The organism is Corynebacterium sp. Marseille-Q4381 (assembly GCF_036881695.1).
Taxonomy (GTDB): Bacteria; Actinomycetota; Actinomycetes; order Mycobacteriales; family Mycobacteriaceae; genus Corynebacterium.
This window is the reverse complement of record NZ_JBAJNR010000009.1, coordinates 78,617-93,098: the sequence shown is the minus strand read 5'-3', so window position 1 is coordinate 93,098 and position 14,482 is coordinate 78,617. Positions and strand designations below refer to the sequence as shown.

Here is a 14,482-nt window from a genome sequence, read left to right as displayed (position 1 = left end):
AAACCCGCGGGCTTAGATGCCGAGCCAGGAAAGGTCCAGGAGTGGGTAGGCGGTGAACGCGATGGCGTCGATAAGGAAGTGCGCAAGGATAAGCGGCCACACGCGGCCTGTTCTGTGGAAGAACCAGGCGAAGATGACGCCCATCACCACGTTGCCGAGGCCCGCGGAGAGGCCCTGGTAGAGGTGGTAGGAGCCGCGCAGCCCTGCTGATGCCGCCACCGCCTGCCACGGTTTCCACCCCAGCTGCGCAAGGCGCGTGAGCAGGTACATCACGACTACGACCTCCTCGCCGAAGCCGTTCGCGAACGCCCACAGAAGCGAGGTGGGGATCTGCACCGCATCGGTGGCCGGCACGACAACCTTGCTGAAACCCAGGTGCACCGCGGCGATGTAGAACGCGAGTCCCGGCAGGCCGATGAGGGCAGCGAGCCCGGCACCGGCACCGAGGTCGCGCCACCTCGGCCAGCGCCATCTCTCGTTCAGTAGGTACCAGGCCAGCCCGCCCCACGCGATGAGTACGCCGACGGAGGTGAGCTGCAGCGCGAGATCAATCCACGTCGTGGTGGACTGCTGGTTGACCAGCACCGTCGACTGCTCGTTCAGCGGCGCGGCAATGAGCGATTCGATCAGCCGCAGCACTGCGCGCACCCCTGACGCGCCGAAGGTGACGGCGAGGACAAGCAGCACTTCGGTGATAAGGCGCTGGCGCATGCGGTAACTTTAGCGCCGTGACCCGCATCGCGTATCTCGGACCGGCCGGCACCTTCACCGAGGAGGCCGCGCGCCGCTTCGACCTTCCAGACCCCGAGTACGTGCCGGTGGATTCGCCCGCCCAGGCTCTCGACGCGGTACGCGCGGGCAAGGTTGACTACGCGGTGGTCGCGGTGGAAAACTCCGTGGATGGGGCCGTGACCTCAACCGCCGACGCTCTCGTCGCCCCGGGCGTGGAGATCTACGCCGAGACCGAGCTGGCTATCGCGTTCGCCATCATGACGCGGAGAGGCTTTGCGCTTGATCGCGCCCGCCTGTTTTCCACCCACCCTGTTGCCCAGCAACAGGTGAAGTCGTGGATCGCCGAGCACCTCGGGGACGTGCAGTTTTTGCCCGCGACCTCGAATGCGGCCGCCGCCAGCATGGTGGCCGAGGGCGCTGCCGATGTTGCCGCCGCTCCCGAGCGCGCCGCGGAGCTGTTTGACCTCGAGGTGCACGCCCGCGGTGTGGCAGACCTGTCGACGGCGCGCACGCGTTTCATCCTCGTGGGTCCAGCTGGGGGAGCGGCCGGTCGTGGGGCGGTTGGCGGCGGGCCGACCGGGAACGACCGCACGTTCATCATTTTCCAGACCGCTAACAAGCCGGGCGCGTTGGCCTCGGCGCTGCAAGAACTAGCCGCGCGCGGTGTTGACATGTCGCGCATCGAGTCGCGGCCGACCCGCGAGGTGGCAAACACGTACCACTTCTTTGTCGAGCTCGTCGGCCACCGCGACGACGCGCCCGTCGCTGAGGCGCTGCGGGGGATCGAGGCGCGCGCCAGCCAACTGCGCTTCTTGGGCTCATGGCCGCGGTTCGTCGAGGGTGCGGACTTAGGTGACGGTGCACCATGCTGATCCTGCTTCGTCACGGACAGACGTTTTCCAACGTCGACCGCAAGCTGGACACCGCGCTGCCCGGAGCCCAGCTCACGGAGCTGGGTGAGGAGCAGGCGCGCGCCGCTGGCCACGAGATCCTCGCGAATTTCGACGTGGACCGGGTGATCTCGTCGGAGGCGCTCCGAGCCCGCCAAACCGCCCACCTCGCCTTCGGCCCCGAGTCCGGGGGTAGGTTCGGCGACATCCCGGCTGTTGCCGGCCTGCAGGAGGTCAACGCCGGGCGGTGGGAGATGCACAACTCCCGTTCCGCCCACACCGCCTATTTCGCCGCTTTCCGGGGCTTTTACCGCCGCGACCTCGCCGCGTTCATCGAAGACGGCGACACCTTAGATACGTTCCTCACCCGCTACCACGGCGCGATCCAGCCGTACGTTGAGATGGGTGGCACCACGGTCGTTGTCTCCCACGGCGGCGCCATCCGCGCCTACGCTGCCAACGCCACCCACGAAACCGGGATCACGCCCGAGTACGCCGAGCAGTCCCACCTGGCCAACTGCCAGTACGTTGTGTTGGATCCGGGTGAGCCGGCGAGGGAATTCGGCAGCTGGCGGGTTGTGCAGTGGGCGGATTACCCGCTGCCGTAGCCGCCCACAAAGTGTTGCTTGCAAAGTGTTGTTAGCAGAAGGTCATTAGTCGCCGTCGCAGGTTTTGGGCTCGGGCCGGTTACTCGGTTGATGACCATGTGCAAGCAACACTTTGGCGGTGACCATTTGGAACAGCCGGTTGTAACGGCGATCTAGCCCCAACCAAGCTCGTGCAGCTCGTGCTCCTGGAGGCCGAAGTAGTGGCCGACCTCGTGCAGTACGGTGACCTTGACCTCTTCGCGCAGCTCGTCAACATCCGAGCACATCGCCTCCAGCGCGTTTTTGTACACGAAGACGGCGTCGGGGAGGAACCCGGTGTGGTTGGAGTGCTGCTCGGGGAGCGGGACACCCTCGAACAGGCCCAGAAGCGTCGGGTCGTCGTAGTTGAAGTCGCGGGCGAGGACGACCATGTTGGTCATGTGCTCGGCGAACTCGTCGGGGATGGCATCGAGGGCGTCGTTGATCATCTCCTCGAACTCCTCCTGCGTCACCGGCGTCATCATTGCGGTTCCACAGCCGGTTCGGTGGCGGGCGCGGTGGAGGCGTCGGTGCGCAAGGGTCGGCGTTGGGGCTTTTGGGCGGGGGGCGCTGCGTCGATAAGCAACTGCTCCCTGCCGCCCGTTGCGGAACCGGTGAGGTCTGCGAAGCCGCCCTCCGGCCGCGAGAAGACGAGTGCGCAGTTGACGCTGCGCGAGCCGCCGTCCCAGGAGACCGGCTTCTGCGTGGTCCAGAACGGCTGCAGCGTGATTTGATAGAGGTTCTCTTCGCCGCCGAGGTAGTCCTGCGCGGCCGCGGTGCACACGTCGCCGAGGTGGTGGTCCTGCTCCTCGACGCTCGGCGTGTGGTCTGGGAACACGCTGGCCAGCTCGACCGTGGAGGTGATCTCCATCTGGTGGACCTCGCCGCAGTCAACCACCGAAAGCGAATTCGACGGGTCGATGGCCACGCACTGCCCCGCCTCGAACACGCGCGCCTGGTCCTGGTCGGCAACGCGGCCGCTGGTCAAAACGGGTTCGCCCTCCAAGTCCGTCTCCTGCAGGCCGCACAGCATCGTGCGGTCGCCCTCGGCCCACGCGCTCGCCGGCGGCAGGATGGGGGCGATGGAGTAGCGCCCGGCGGGGTCGTACGTGCCGTCGAGGTAGCGCACCGTCGCCGCGCCGCACAGCTCCTCGCGCAGCTGCGCTTGCCGCGTCGAGCTCGGCATCGGCGCCTCCGGCCCAAACTCGGAAGTGGGGTAGGTGCCCAGATCCTCGCGCAGCGCCACCTCGAAGCGGTGCGGGCCCGCGCAATCAGTCTGGTCGAACCCGGTAATCGCGCCGTCCGGCCCGATGTCCCAGGTCAGGCAGGAGCCCGCGTCGGCGGTGGTGAAGGAGCTTTTGCTTACTTGCGCCCCGTTGTCCTCCACCTGATCACCCTCCGGTTGCTGGCGCGCAAGATCGAAGGAGCCGATCCCGACCGCGCCGGCGAGCGCGGCGATGACGAACGAACGCGCGGCTGTGGACTTGGTGGCCATGGCGGATAGCTTAGACCTCGGCCTGCGCCTGTGTGTTCAGCGGCTAAAGTATGAAGGCGTGATCGATCTCAAACAAGTGCGCGAAAATCCGGACCACGTCCGCAACTCCCAGGTCGCCCGCGGGGAGGATCCCTCGCTGGTGGACCAGCTGCTGGCAGCGGACGAGACCCGCCGCAGCGCCATCCAGAAGGCGGATGAGCTGCGCGGCGAGCAGAAAGCATTTGGCAAGAAGATCGGCCAAGCAGCGCCGGAGGACCGCCCGGCGCTGCTCGAGGGCTCGAACGAACTCAAGGCGCGGGTGAAAGACGCGGAGGCTGCGCAGGACGCGGCCGAGGCCGAGGTTGCGCGCCTGCAGGTGGCGATCCCGAACCCGATCGAGGGCGCGCCCGCCGGCGGCGAGGAGGACTTCGTGGTCCTCGAGCACGTCGGCGAGGTGCCCGAGTTCGATTTCGAGGTGAAAGACCACCTCGACCTGGGCGAGAGCCTGGGGATTATCGACATGAAGCGCGGCACCAAGGTCGGCGGCGCCCGCTTCTACTACCTCGTCGGCGACGGCGCCTGGATGCAGCTGGGCATGCTCATGCTCGCCGCGCAAAAGGCGCGCGAAGCTGGCTTCAAGGTGATGGTCCCGCCGGTGCTGGTGCGCCCCGAAATCATGGCCGGCACCGGCTTCTTGGACCAGCACGACGAGGAGATCTACTACCTCGAGCGCGACGAAATGTACCTGGTCGGTACCTCCGAGGTGGCGCTGGCCGGCTACCACCGCGACGAGATCATCGACCTCTCCGACGGACCCCTGCTCTACGCCGGCTGGTCGAGCTGCTTCCGCCGCGAAGCCGGCTCCTACGGCAAGGACACGAAGGGCATCCTGCGCGTCCACCAGTTCGACAAACTTGAGATGTTTGTTTACTGCAAGCCCGAGGATGCCGAGGAGATGCACCAGAAGCTGCTCGGCCTCGAGCGCGAGATGCTGGGTCTTGTGGAGGTGCCGTACCGCGTCATCGACGTCGCCGCCGGCGACCTCGGTTCCTCCGCCGCCCGCAAGTTCGACACCGAGGCGTGGGTGCCGTCGCAGGACACCTACCGCGAGCTGACGTCCACGTCGAACTGCACCACGTTCCAGGCCCGCCGCCTGAACACGCGCTACCGCGACGAGGACGGCAAGACGCAGACCGCCGCCACCCTGAACGGCACGCTGGCCACCACCCGCTGGCTGGTCGCGATTTTGGAGAACCACCAGCAGGCCGACGGCTCTGTCGTCGTGCCGAAGGCGCTGCGCCCGTGGGTGGGCAAGGACGTGCTCACCCCCTAATGGCTGCGCTTGTAGATACCCGGAAGTACCGCGGTTTCCGCGTCCCCCGCTTGTTCAGGGAGATCGGGGTCAACCAGGAGGAAGCCGCCGAGCGCTTCTACCAGCGCACGGTGAAAACCGCGCGCCGCGTGCTGAACCTGCTGAAGATCGAGGTGACCGTCGTCGGCGCCGAGCACATCCCCGCTGAGGGCGGCGCGATGATCGCCGGCAACCACACCGGCTACGCCGACTTCGTCCTGCTGGGCACCGGCCCTTACCTGCGCGGCGAGCGTCTCGTGCGCTTCATGGCGAAGAAGTCCGTCTTCGAGGTCCCCGTCCTCGGCGCGGTGCTGCGCCGCATGAACCACGTGCCGGTCGACCGCTCCAAGGGCGCGGCCTCCATCTCCACCGCCGCCGCCATGCTGCGCAGCGGCAATCTGGTGGGCATCTTCCCCGAGGCGACGATCTCGCGCTCCTTCGAGCTCGCCGACTTCAAAACCGGTGCCGCCCGCATCGCCCACGCCGCCGACGTGCCGCTGATCCCGTGCGTGATTTGGGGCTCGCAGCGAATCTGGACGAAGGATTTGCCGAAGAAGCTCCACCACGTGCCTGTGATCGTGCGCTACGGCGAACCGATCCACCTCACCGGCGACGCGGAGGCCGACACGGCTGCGCTGAAGTCCGCGATGCAGGCCATGCTTGAGCAGTCGCGCCGGGAGTACGACGCCACTTTCGGCCCGTTCACCGGCGAGGCGTGGATGCCGAAATCGATGGGCGGCACCGCGCCGACGATCGATGAGGCCGCGGAGATCTACCGCCTGGAGAAGGAGGCGAGGGCGCAGAAGAAGCGCTAGACGCCATGGCCCCGAAACTCATCGCCTCTGACATCGACGGCACCTTCTTAAACTCGGACGGCCGCGTCACGCCGCGCCTTCGGGAGGTCGTCGCCCGCGCGGTAGGCGGAGGGGCATTTTTCTGCTTGGCGACGGGGCGCCCCCACCGCTGGCTTATCCCCGTCCTCGACCAAATCACCGTATCCCCGATCTGCGTCTGCGCCAACGGCGCGGTGGTCTACGACCCCGCCTCCGACACCGTGCTGCACGCCGCCGAACTCGCTCCCGCCACGATGTCCGAGATCGCGGCCGACGTCAGCCGCGTACTCGACGGCGTGCCTCACGGCTACGGCGTAGAGCGCGTCGGCTCCAGCGCCCTCGACCCCGAGCACGAAGTTTTTCTGATCACGCCGGAATACAACCCCGATGCCTGGGACGCTCGCTTCGGCATCGTCCCCATCACCGATCTTGTCGCCGTTCCCGCCGCGAAACTGCTGGTGAGAAGCGCGGAGCTGTCGTCGGCGCAGATGCACGCGCTGATCGCCCCCGTCGTCGACCCGGGTATCGCCCACGTGACGTACTCAATGGATGAGGGGCTGATCGAGATCTCGTCCCCCGGCGTGAACAAGGCCGCCGGCGTTGCCGCGCTCGCCGAGCGCTACGGAGTTGCCCCTGCCGACGTCATCGCCTTCGGCGACATGCCCAACGACGTCGAGATGCTCGCCTGGGCCGGCACCGGCGTCGCCATGGCCAACGCCTCGCCGGTGCTTTTGGAGGTTGCCGACCACGTCACCGCTTCCAACGACGAGGACGGCGTCGCCATGGTCCTCGAGCAGTGGTTCTAGCTACGCCGCTCTCAGCGGAAGCGTCTTCGGCTTCGGATACATTCGCAGCACCGCCTCGATGACCTTGAGAAATTCGCCTGTCATCACTGCTTTCCACCCGAAACGCAGCACGATGATCCCAAGGTTTTGCAGCTCCTTCTCCCGGTGCCGCTCTTGTAACGTCACGGCAACCGGGTCTCCGTATGTCCCGTCGGTTTTGACGCGGCCGTCCAACTCGATTGCGATGTAGCCGTTAACCAACAGGTCAACCCGCGCGTAAACGATCGCGCCGTCGAGGTCCTTGACGACGAAGTTGACCTGCACCTCGACCGTTCTCACCTCGCTCAGCTCCCCTCTCTCCACCGCTTGAAGGATCTGGTGTCGCGCAAGTGTTTCGAGTGGGCTTTCTGCTTGGTGCGTCGATAAGCAAATAAGCTCCCGAAACCCCCGGAGACCATGAGCCCGGGGCAGCGAGGCCGACTGCTCGAGCAGGGTCTTTTGGGTATACGCGTTCCACTTGTTCCTCGCGGATTCGATCTGCACCAGTGCAGGCATCCTCCCGCAGTAGCGGTAGGTGTCGAACATTGCGCGCACCAGTGTGGTGACACGAAACCCCTGGTTAACGTACCAATCCTCGTCGGTGATGCCGGCGCTGACGTACACCCGGTCCGGATACTGCCGCTTCTTTCCCCACTGGTGCGACCTGCCCGGCATGATGAGGTGCACTTGCTCCACCCACCCCAGGTTGCTCACCCCCAACACTCTGGCGGCGGCCGGTCCGGTGATCACCGCGTTCTTCGTGTCTTTCGCCACCGCCGATATGAGCTCGAGCTCTTGGCGACGCTTCCGTTCCACCCTCGATTCCCCATCCATGACCCGATCATCTCGGACTTTCGGCCGCGGGGGAAGCCCGATCCGCGGATTGTGGATAGCTTCCTGGTGCAGGCCCGTGTTGGGTAGCTCGCCTGTGGATAGCGCCTTGTGCTTGCTGGCCGACCCGTGTAGTTCACCCCAGGCCTGCCGGCGGGCGTCCGGCGGCCCCGAGCCGGCCCGGCCCCAACCTGGCCCAAAACCCGGGCCCAACCTGGCCCGGCCCACCTGCCCTGTAGCTCCCAAGGATTTGGCTAGACAACCCACCTGCGGAAACGCGGCGGAAAAGGGGCCGGTTTTCGCTGGGAGCTACACCCCCGAAAATTTCCACACACCTGCCCACATACACTCGTTGCCATGCCGTACATCGCCGCGATCGACCAGGGCACGACATCGACTCGAGTGTTCATTACTGACGCTGGCGGCAACGTCGTCTCGGAGGCGCAGTTCGAGCACAAGCAGTTTATGCCGCGGCAGGGGTGGGTGGAACACGACCCGATCGAGATCTGGCGCAACACGCGCCGCGCGGTGGTCGAGGCGCTGGCCAGCCAGGATATCGCCGACGAGGACGTGGCGGCGCTCGGCATCTCTAACCAGCGCGAAACTGCGGTGATCTGGGAGAAGGATACGGGCCGCCCGATCTACAACGCGATCGTCTGGCAGGACACGCGCACGAACCCCACCGACCAGCAGGACCAAACGCAGTACCTGCAGCAAACGGGCCTGCTCCACAACTCGTACCCGGCGGGTCCGAAGTGGGCGTGGATCCTCGACAACGTCGAAGGCGCGCGCGAGCGGGCCGAGAACGGTGAACTGCTCGCCGGGACTATCGACACGTGGCTGATTTGGAACCTCACCGGCGGTGCGCGCGACACCGCAAACTCGCTCCACTTGACCGACGTGACCAACGCCAGCCGCACGCTCCTGATGGATCTCGCCACCATGGACTGGGACGACGAGCTTTGTGAACAGCTGCGGGTGCCGAGGAGGATGCTGCCGGAGATTAAGCCGTCGATCGGCACGTTCGGCCACGTCCGTTCGCGCGGCCCGCTCGGCGGCGTGCCGATCACGGGCGTGCTCGGCGACCAGCAAGCCGCCCTGTTCGGCCAGAACTGCCTGAGAGAGAACGACGCGAAAGTCACCTACGGCACCGGCCTGTTCATGCTGGTCAACACGGGTGCGACGCCGAGGATCAGCGACTCGGGCATGCTCACCACCGTCGCCTACCAGATCGAGGGCGAGGCCCCGGTCTACGCTCAGGAGGGCAGCGTGGCCGTCGGCGGCAGCCTGATTCAGTGGCTGCGCGACCAGCTGGGCATCATCGACACCGCCGCGGAGAGCGAAACGCTGGCCGCCCAGGTCTCGGATTCGGGCGGGGTCACCATCGTGCCGGCGTTCTCCGGGCTGTTCGCCCCCAGGTGGCGCCCGGATGCCCGTGGGGTGATTGTGGGGTTGACGCGCTACGTCGATAAGCGGCACATTGCCCGCGCCGCACTCGAAGCGACCTGCCTCCAGACGCTCGAGGTGGTGCGCGCGATGGGGGCGCACCCGGAGCAGCTGCGTGTCGACGGCGGCATGACCAGCAACAACCTGCTTATGCAAATGCAGGCGGACATCCTCGGCATCGACGTGGTGCGCCCGGCCAACATCGAAACGACGGTGATGGGTGCGGCGTCAGCGGCTGCCATGGGCATTTCGCTTATCGACGCCCCCTTCAACCTCACCAGCGCCACCACCTTCAAAAACACAATGGCCGACCCCGAGCGGGATCGGCTCGTTGCGCAGTGGGAAGACGCGGTGTTGCGCGCCTACAACCAGGCGTGATTTAGCTGGTGGTGATGTCGATCTTGCGCTTCGAGATCGAGTAGACCACCGAGCCGCCTTCGAAGTCCATGCGCACCTCGTCGGTGTTGACGTTGCGCGCCTTCGACTTCGGCATGCCCAGAGGGCCGGCGTCGAGGCCCTGCTGCAGCCACGCGTTGGCGATCTGGCCGGCGAGGGTGAAGATCTCGCCCTTGGAGTCGCGCACGCCGATGCCGTTGGCGTAGAAGACCATCTGCTGGCCGCCGACGCCGGACACGGAGCCGACCACCTTGCCCAGCTCGGGTTCGAACTTCTTCCACACGTCGGCGGTGTTGGAGCTGCCGGCCAGGCTCAGAACCGGGCCAAGCACCGGGGCAACGTCTTGCACGGTGAGCCCCGCGATCAGCTCGGTGCCCGCGACGTTCTTGACCTGGTTGTCCAGCTTGCCGTTCTGCAGGGCCCAAATGAGCGCCGCGCCTGCCACGGTGCCGACCACCGTGGCGATGGCGACCGCGTCGCCGTCCGCCACACCCTGGAGCAGGTTCGCGGTGTCGGTGGTGTTCGTGCCGGTGGAAGAACCGGAACCGTCGGTGCGGATGACCGTGGTGGTTGTCCCGTCGGGGTTGCGGACGGTCTCGGTGGTGCTCGGCTGCGACGGCAGGGCCGGGTTTGCAATCACGCGCGAGGCGCGGGTGGCGTCGTACTTCACCTTCGCCGCGCGGCGGATGTCGCCCATGCGGGCGTAGAGGTTGTCGCCCGGGCAGTCGTTGAAGTGGAAGTCGCGGTGCGCGTTCACGTTGGGGAACACGGCACCCTGGCCAGCCGCGTAGCGCGAGCCGGCGAACGTGAAGTCGGCGTAGTGGCGGCTAGAGCCCGTCGGATCGAAGCCGGAAACTGCGGCCTTCCAGCCGATGAGCTCGCCCAGCGCCTTAATGGATTCCGTGGTCGGGCGAGCGACGGAGTAGTCGCCCATGACGGACACGCCCCAGGTGTTGGTGTTAAAGCCGCCGACATGCGCGCCCTGTACAGCGCGGTCTAACCCGCCGGCGCGGCCCTCGTAGATGTTGCCGTACTTGTCCACCAGCGCGTTGTAGCCGATGTCGCCCCAGCCGCGGGTCACAGCGTGGTAGTGCTCGATGCCTCGGACCAGCCCCGGGGCCTCGGCGGCCGTGTAGTTGTTGGACCCTGCCGTGTGGTGCACTGTCACGGCGGTGACCGGTTCGGTGTAGTACGGCTTCTTAGTGCTCTTCGCGCCCCACTGCGCGCGGGTGACCACCTTGGGCATGTAGCGCGAGTAGGAGTCGGCAACCGGGGTGATGTCGCCGGCGGTGGTGCCTACGCCGCCGTCGATAAACACTGCCTGCAGGTCGCGGGCGGTGGTCGGCGCGGCGGAGGCGGTGCGGCCGCCCTCGAGCAGGTCGACGCCGCCGGTGGAGACTTGCACCCTCTTGGTGCGCTCCACGTAAATCGGCTCGGTGCCGAAGGTGGCGATGCCGTTGGGGGAGTCGGCGATCTCCATCTCGTACCACGGGGTCCACGTGCCGTCCGCGCGCTGGGAGCGGGCGAAGGCGACGATGTCGCGCTCGCCGGACCAGGTCAGCGCGAAGAGGGAGAACTCGCGGTCGCGCGTGAACTCCTTGACCACGCGGTGGACTTCCTCCTGCTCGCCGGACTGGGTGCGCACGGCTGCGTCGTTGACGGTGATGTTGGCGCCGCCGTCGAAGGAGGCGGAATCGCTGTACACCTCTACGCTAGCCGGCGCGACGGATTGGACCTGCAGGATCTGCTGGCCGCCGACCGCGGCGGTGGCGACCACAGCCACGGTCAGGATCGCGGCGAGCATCGGGTGCACGCGGGTGGCGGCACTATTCAGTCGGCGGCGTTGTTTCACTGTATTACTCCTGTGGCCGATGTGACGATAGTGATTCACGTTGCACCCTACACCAATATCAAGTCTCAAGTAAGACTTGAGGGTGAGCGTGTCGTGGGGCGCCCCGTCGACAAGCAACTATGCGAAAATACGTGGCATGACTTATGACCTCATCGTTGTCGGATCGGGCTTTTTCGGCCTCACCATCGCAGAGCAGGCCGCGAGCGAGCTGGGCAAGCGGGTGCTGGTGGTGGAGGCCCGCGACCACATCGGCGGCAACGCCTACAGCGAGAAGGACCCGGAAACCGGCATCGAGGTGCACAAGTACGGCGCGCACCTGTTCCACACCTCCAACGAGCGCGTGTGGGAGTACGTCAACCGTTTCACGGATTTCACCGACTACCAGCACCGCGTCTTCGCCATGCACGACGGCACGGCGTACCAGTTCCCGATGGGGCTCGGCCTGATTAACCAGTTCTTCGGCCGCTACTACTCGCCGGACGAGGCGCGCGCGCTGATCGCCGAGCAGACTGAGGGACTCGACCCGGCCGCCGCCACCAACCTGGAGGAGCGCGGCATCGCCCTGATTGGCAAGCCCTTGTACGACGCGTTTGTGAAGCACTACACCGCCAAGCAGTGGCAAACCGACCCCACCGACCTGCCGCCGGAAATCATCTCTCGCCTGCCAGTGCGCTACACCTTCAACAACCGCTACTTCAACGACACGCACGAAGGCCTGCCGGTCGACGGGTACGCGGCGTGGCTCGAGCGCATGGCGGAGCACAAGCTTATCGACGTCCGCCTCAACACCGATTACTTCGAGCTCCGGGACGAGCTGCGCGCTGAGAACCCGGACGCGCCGATTGTCTACACCGGCCCCCTCGACCGCTACTTCGAGTACTCGAAGGGCCGCCTGGGTTGGCGCACCCTCGACTTCGAGCAGGAAGTGCTGGAAACCGGCGACTTCCAGGGCACCCCGGTCATGAACTACAACGACGCCGACGTGCCGTACACCCGTATCCACGAGTTCCGCCACTTCCACCCGGAGCGCTCCGAGTACCCGGACGACAAAACGGTGATTGTGAAGGAGTACTCCCGCTTCGCCGGCGACGAGGACGAGGTCTACTACCCGATCAACACCCCCGAGGACCGCGAGAAGCTGGGGCGTTACCGCGAGCTCGCCGCCAAGGAGTCCGAAAAGGGCGTCCTTTTCGGCGGCCGCCTGGGCACCTACCAGTACCTGGACATGCACATGGCGATCGCTGCGGCGCTGACCCTCTTCGAGAACCAGCTGCGCCCGTACTTCGAGTCCGGCCAGCCGCTGAGCCAGCCGCGCGGGCACTAGCGAACGCCGCGCCGATTACACTGGCCGCGTGTCAATCTTTCTTGCGCTCGTTGGTCTTCTGCTCGCTACCGTTCTCGTCGCCGCCATCGGTGAGCGCACCGGCCTGCCGTGGCCGGCGCTGCTGACCATTGTGGTGGCGCCGGTGCTGTTCATCCCGGGCATTGAAACGATCACAGTCGATCCGCACCTGATCCTGCCGATCTTCCTGCCGCCGCTGTTGTGGTCTTTGGCGCGGCGCACCAGCTGGGGGCAAATCGCCTCACAGCTCAACGTTGTGCTCACCATGTCGGTGGTGCTGGTTTTCCTCACCATCGCCGCTCTGACGGCGACCGCCATGTGGATGATGCCGGGTATCGGGCTTGCGGCGGCGATGGTGCTCGCCGCGGCGATCGCGCCGCCGGACCCGGTCGCTGTGGATGCGGTGGCGGGTCCCGCCGGCATTCCGAAGCGCATCACCGGCACGCTGCAGACAGAGGGCTTGTTTAACGACGCCGCGTCCATCGTCGCATTCAACGTCGCGCTTGCAGCTGCCGTCGCCCACGACGAGGTGAATTTCGGCCGCGGGTTCTTGTCCTTCCTGTACGCCGCGGTGGCGGCCGTGGTAATCGGCCTGATCGTGGGGCGCTTGGCGGCGAAATTCGCGAACTCGGTGCCGGATTCGGTGATCCGCACCGCGTTTACCTGGGTCTTACCGTTCGCGATCTACGCCGGCGCCGAAGCTATCCACGCATCCGGCGTGATTGCGATCGTGATCGCCGCGGTGGAGATGTCGTCGCGTTCCGCGATGACGGCGGAGGACCGCCTCACCGGCCACTTCTTCTGGGAGACCGTGGAGCTGCTCTTCACGGGCGTCGCGTTCGGGCTGATCGGCATGAGCGTGCGCGACGCGATCGACACCGCGGGCACGAACATCACGCAGGCCATCCTGATCGGCGTGGTGCTCTCCCTGGTTGCGTTCTTGGTTCGCTTCGCGTGGATGTGGGTGCTGTGCAAGGCGAATCAGCGAAAGGGGAGGACCAATGTGTCCCCGCTGCGCATGCAGGAAGTACTCCTCATGGCGTGGTCCGGCATGCGAGGACTGGTCACCTTGGCGCTGGTCCTGTCGATGCCCGCGTCGGCAACCCAATACCACCACGAGCTGTCTGTTATTGCGCTGACGGTGCTGACCTGCACCATGGTGATCCCGGGCATGCTGCTGCCGTGGTTGGTGAGCAAGATGGACTTCGAGCACGGCCCGGACGCGGACGCGGACAAGGCGTACGGCGAGCTCAACGAGCGCGCCTACGCCGCGGCGCGCAAGGCGATCCAGGAGCACAACGACGAGTTCGCGCCGGAGGCGTACACGATCGTGCAGGACTGGCTCGACTCCGTCGCGGAGCGCCGCGTGATGGATCCCGAGGGGTCGAAGGAGCGCAAGGAAGCGTTCCTGCGCGCCCGCGAGGGTGCACTCGAGATGCAGCAAGTGGCGTTCAAGGCTGCCAGCCACGAGCTGCAGAAGGCGCGCCGGGAACGGCGTTACAACCCTGCCGACGTCGACGCGGTGCTCGCCGACCTAGACAACCTCATCATGGCGAGCCAGCGCAGTGCGTTAGCAAACCCCAGCAAGATGATGCGGATGAGCGACGGCAGTTAGCGGCCGCCCTCGGTGTTGCGGCGGAACTCGGCGTCCCAGTCGTAGCCGTCGTCGAAGTTGAGCGGATCCTGCAACATCGGGTCCTGCAAGCTCGGGTCTGACTGTGCGTCCGCGAGCTGTATGCCGCGAAGGATCAGCACGGCGCCGCCGATCGCTCCGGCGATGCCCACGAACACCGCGGTGGAGCCGGAGAGGAACGCGAACGAGGCGGCGCACACCACGATGAGTACGGCGCCGAGGGCGTAGTTCTTGCCGGGAGTGTCCATGCGC

General features: G+C 66.2%; 14 protein-coding genes. 8 read left to right on the top strand and 6 right to left on the bottom strand.

Translation table 11 applies throughout. The features are described 5' to 3' along the window. Positions 1–12 precede the first annotated feature (12 nt). Positions 13–711 carry a CPBP family intramembrane glutamic endopeptidase gene (locus V6D40_RS08960; protein ID WP_334290016.1) on the bottom strand — a complete coding sequence of 233 codons (699 nt, stop codon included), beginning with the start codon at positions 709–711 and terminating at the stop codon, positions 13–15. Between the two features lie 17 nt (positions 712–728). On the opposite strand from V6D40_RS08960, the gene pheA reads away from it, so the two are divergent. Together pheA and V6D40_RS08950 are read left to right on the top strand one after the other, a co-directional pair. Next, positions 729–1,604 (top strand): prephenate dehydratase, encoded by an 876-nt coding sequence (gene pheA / locus V6D40_RS08955; protein WP_334290015.1) that lies wholly within the window; start codon positions 729–731, stop codon positions 1,602–1,604. Continuing rightward, on the top strand, positions 1,598–2,230 hold the full coding sequence (locus tag V6D40_RS08950; RefSeq protein WP_334290014.1) for a histidine phosphatase family protein: 633 nt from the start codon (positions 1,598–1,600) through the stop codon (positions 2,228–2,230). The genes pheA and V6D40_RS08950 overlap by 7 nt, the downstream gene beginning before the upstream one ends. Positions 2,231–2,382: 152 nt before the next feature. Here the strand turns inward: V6D40_RS08950 and V6D40_RS08945 are convergent, their stop codons facing one another. Beyond that, positions 2,383–2,730 (bottom strand): metallopeptidase family protein, encoded by a 348-nt coding sequence (locus tag V6D40_RS08945; protein WP_334290042.1) that lies wholly within the window; start codon positions 2,728–2,730, stop codon positions 2,383–2,385. Next, positions 2,730–3,743: a septum formation family protein gene (locus V6D40_RS08940; RefSeq protein ID WP_334290013.1), complete on the bottom strand. Its 1,014-nt coding sequence runs from the start codon at positions 3,741–3,743 to the stop codon at positions 2,730–2,732. The genes V6D40_RS08945 and V6D40_RS08940 overlap by 1 nt, the downstream gene beginning before the upstream one ends. 58 nt (positions 3,744–3,801) lie before the next feature. Between V6D40_RS08940 and serS the strand changes: the two genes are divergently transcribed. From serS to V6D40_RS08925, 3 genes are read left to right on the top strand one after another with little or no spacing between them, the layout of a single operon-like run. Beyond that, complete coding sequence (serS, locus tag V6D40_RS08935) at positions 3,802–5,055, top strand: serine--tRNA ligase (RefSeq protein ID WP_334290012.1); 1,254 nt, start codon at positions 3,802–3,804, stop codon at positions 5,053–5,055. Next, complete coding sequence (locus tag V6D40_RS08930) at positions 5,055–5,888, top strand: lysophospholipid acyltransferase family protein (RefSeq protein WP_334290011.1); 834 nt, start codon at positions 5,055–5,057, stop codon at positions 5,886–5,888. Before serS ends, V6D40_RS08930 begins: the two co-directional genes overlap by 1 nt. Before the next feature lie 5 nt (positions 5,889–5,893). Next, entirely contained in the window at positions 5,894–6,712 is an 819-nt protein-coding gene (locus V6D40_RS08925; protein WP_334290010.1) for an HAD family hydrolase, read from the top strand. Here the strand turns inward: V6D40_RS08925 and V6D40_RS08920 are convergent, their stop codons facing one another. Beyond that, positions 6,713–7,546, bottom strand: coding sequence for a hypothetical protein (locus V6D40_RS08920; protein WP_334290009.1), 834 nt, complete (start codon positions 7,544–7,546; stop codon positions 6,713–6,715). A gap of 372 nt (positions 7,547–7,918) precedes the next feature. Between V6D40_RS08920 and glpK the strand changes: the two genes are divergently transcribed. After that, positions 7,919–9,385: a glycerol kinase GlpK gene (gene glpK / locus V6D40_RS08915; RefSeq protein WP_334290008.1), complete on the top strand. Its 1,467-nt coding sequence runs from the start codon at positions 7,919–7,921 to the stop codon at positions 9,383–9,385. Between the two features lies 1 nt (position 9,386). Here glpK and V6D40_RS08910 read toward each other — a convergent pair whose 3' ends face one another. Continuing rightward, on the bottom strand, positions 9,387–11,255 hold the full coding sequence (locus tag V6D40_RS08910; protein ID WP_334290007.1) for a peptidoglycan recognition protein family protein: 1,869 nt from the start codon (positions 11,253–11,255) through the stop codon (positions 9,387–9,389). Between the two features lie 136 nt (positions 11,256–11,391). On the opposite strand from V6D40_RS08910, the gene glf reads away from it, so the two are divergent. Both glf and V6D40_RS08900 read left to right on the top strand, forming a co-directional pair. Beyond that, the gene (gene glf, locus V6D40_RS08905) at positions 11,392–12,579 is read left to right on the top strand and encodes a UDP-galactopyranose mutase (protein ID WP_334290006.1); all 1,188 of its coding nucleotides are present in this window, start codon (positions 11,392–11,394) and stop codon (positions 12,577–12,579) included. 28 nt (positions 12,580–12,607) lie between these two features. Further along, positions 12,608–14,212 carry a cation:proton antiporter gene (locus V6D40_RS08900; RefSeq protein ID WP_334290005.1) on the top strand — a complete coding sequence of 535 codons (1,605 nt, stop codon included), beginning with the start codon at positions 12,608–12,610 and terminating at the stop codon, positions 14,210–14,212. On the opposite strand, the gene V6D40_RS08895 is transcribed toward V6D40_RS08900, so the two are convergent. Further along, positions 14,209–14,478: a hypothetical protein gene (locus V6D40_RS08895; RefSeq protein WP_334290004.1), complete on the bottom strand. Its 270-nt coding sequence runs from the start codon at positions 14,476–14,478 to the stop codon at positions 14,209–14,211. The two genes, V6D40_RS08900 and V6D40_RS08895, sit on opposite strands and share 4 nt — an antisense overlap. Between the last annotated feature and the right edge of the window lie 4 nt (positions 14,479–14,482).

Excerpts from the sequence above, each read along its gene's own strand:
- V6D40_RS08960 (WP_334290016.1), bottom strand. The coding sequence starts at position 711 with ATGCGCCAGCGCCTTATCACCGAAGTGCTGCTTGTCCTCGCCGTCACC.
- V6D40_RS08950 (WP_334290014.1), top strand. The coding sequence starts at position 1,598 with ATGCTGATCCTGCTTCGTCACGGACAGACGTTTTCCAACGTCGACCGC.
- V6D40_RS08945 (WP_334290042.1), bottom strand. The coding sequence starts at position 2,730 with ATGACGCCGGTGACGCAGGAGGAGTTCGAGGAGATGATCAACGACGCC.
- V6D40_RS08940 (WP_334290013.1), bottom strand. The coding sequence starts at position 3,743 with ATGGCCACCAAGTCCACAGCCGCGCGTTCGTTCGTCATCGCCGCGCTC.
- V6D40_RS08930 (WP_334290011.1), top strand. The coding sequence starts at position 5,055 with ATGGCTGCGCTTGTAGATACCCGGAAGTACCGCGGTTTCCGCGTCCCC.
- V6D40_RS08925 (WP_334290010.1), top strand. The coding sequence starts at position 5,894 with ATGGCCCCGAAACTCATCGCCTCTGACATCGACGGCACCTTCTTAAAC.
- glpK (WP_334290008.1), top strand. The coding sequence starts at position 7,919 with ATGCCGTACATCGCCGCGATCGACCAGGGCACGACATCGACTCGAGTG.
- glf (WP_334290006.1), top strand. The coding sequence starts at position 11,392 with ATGACTTATGACCTCATCGTTGTCGGATCGGGCTTTTTCGGCCTCACC.
- V6D40_RS08895 (WP_334290004.1), bottom strand. The coding sequence starts at position 14,478 with ATGGACACTCCCGGCAAGAACTACGCCCTCGGCGCCGTACTCATCGTG.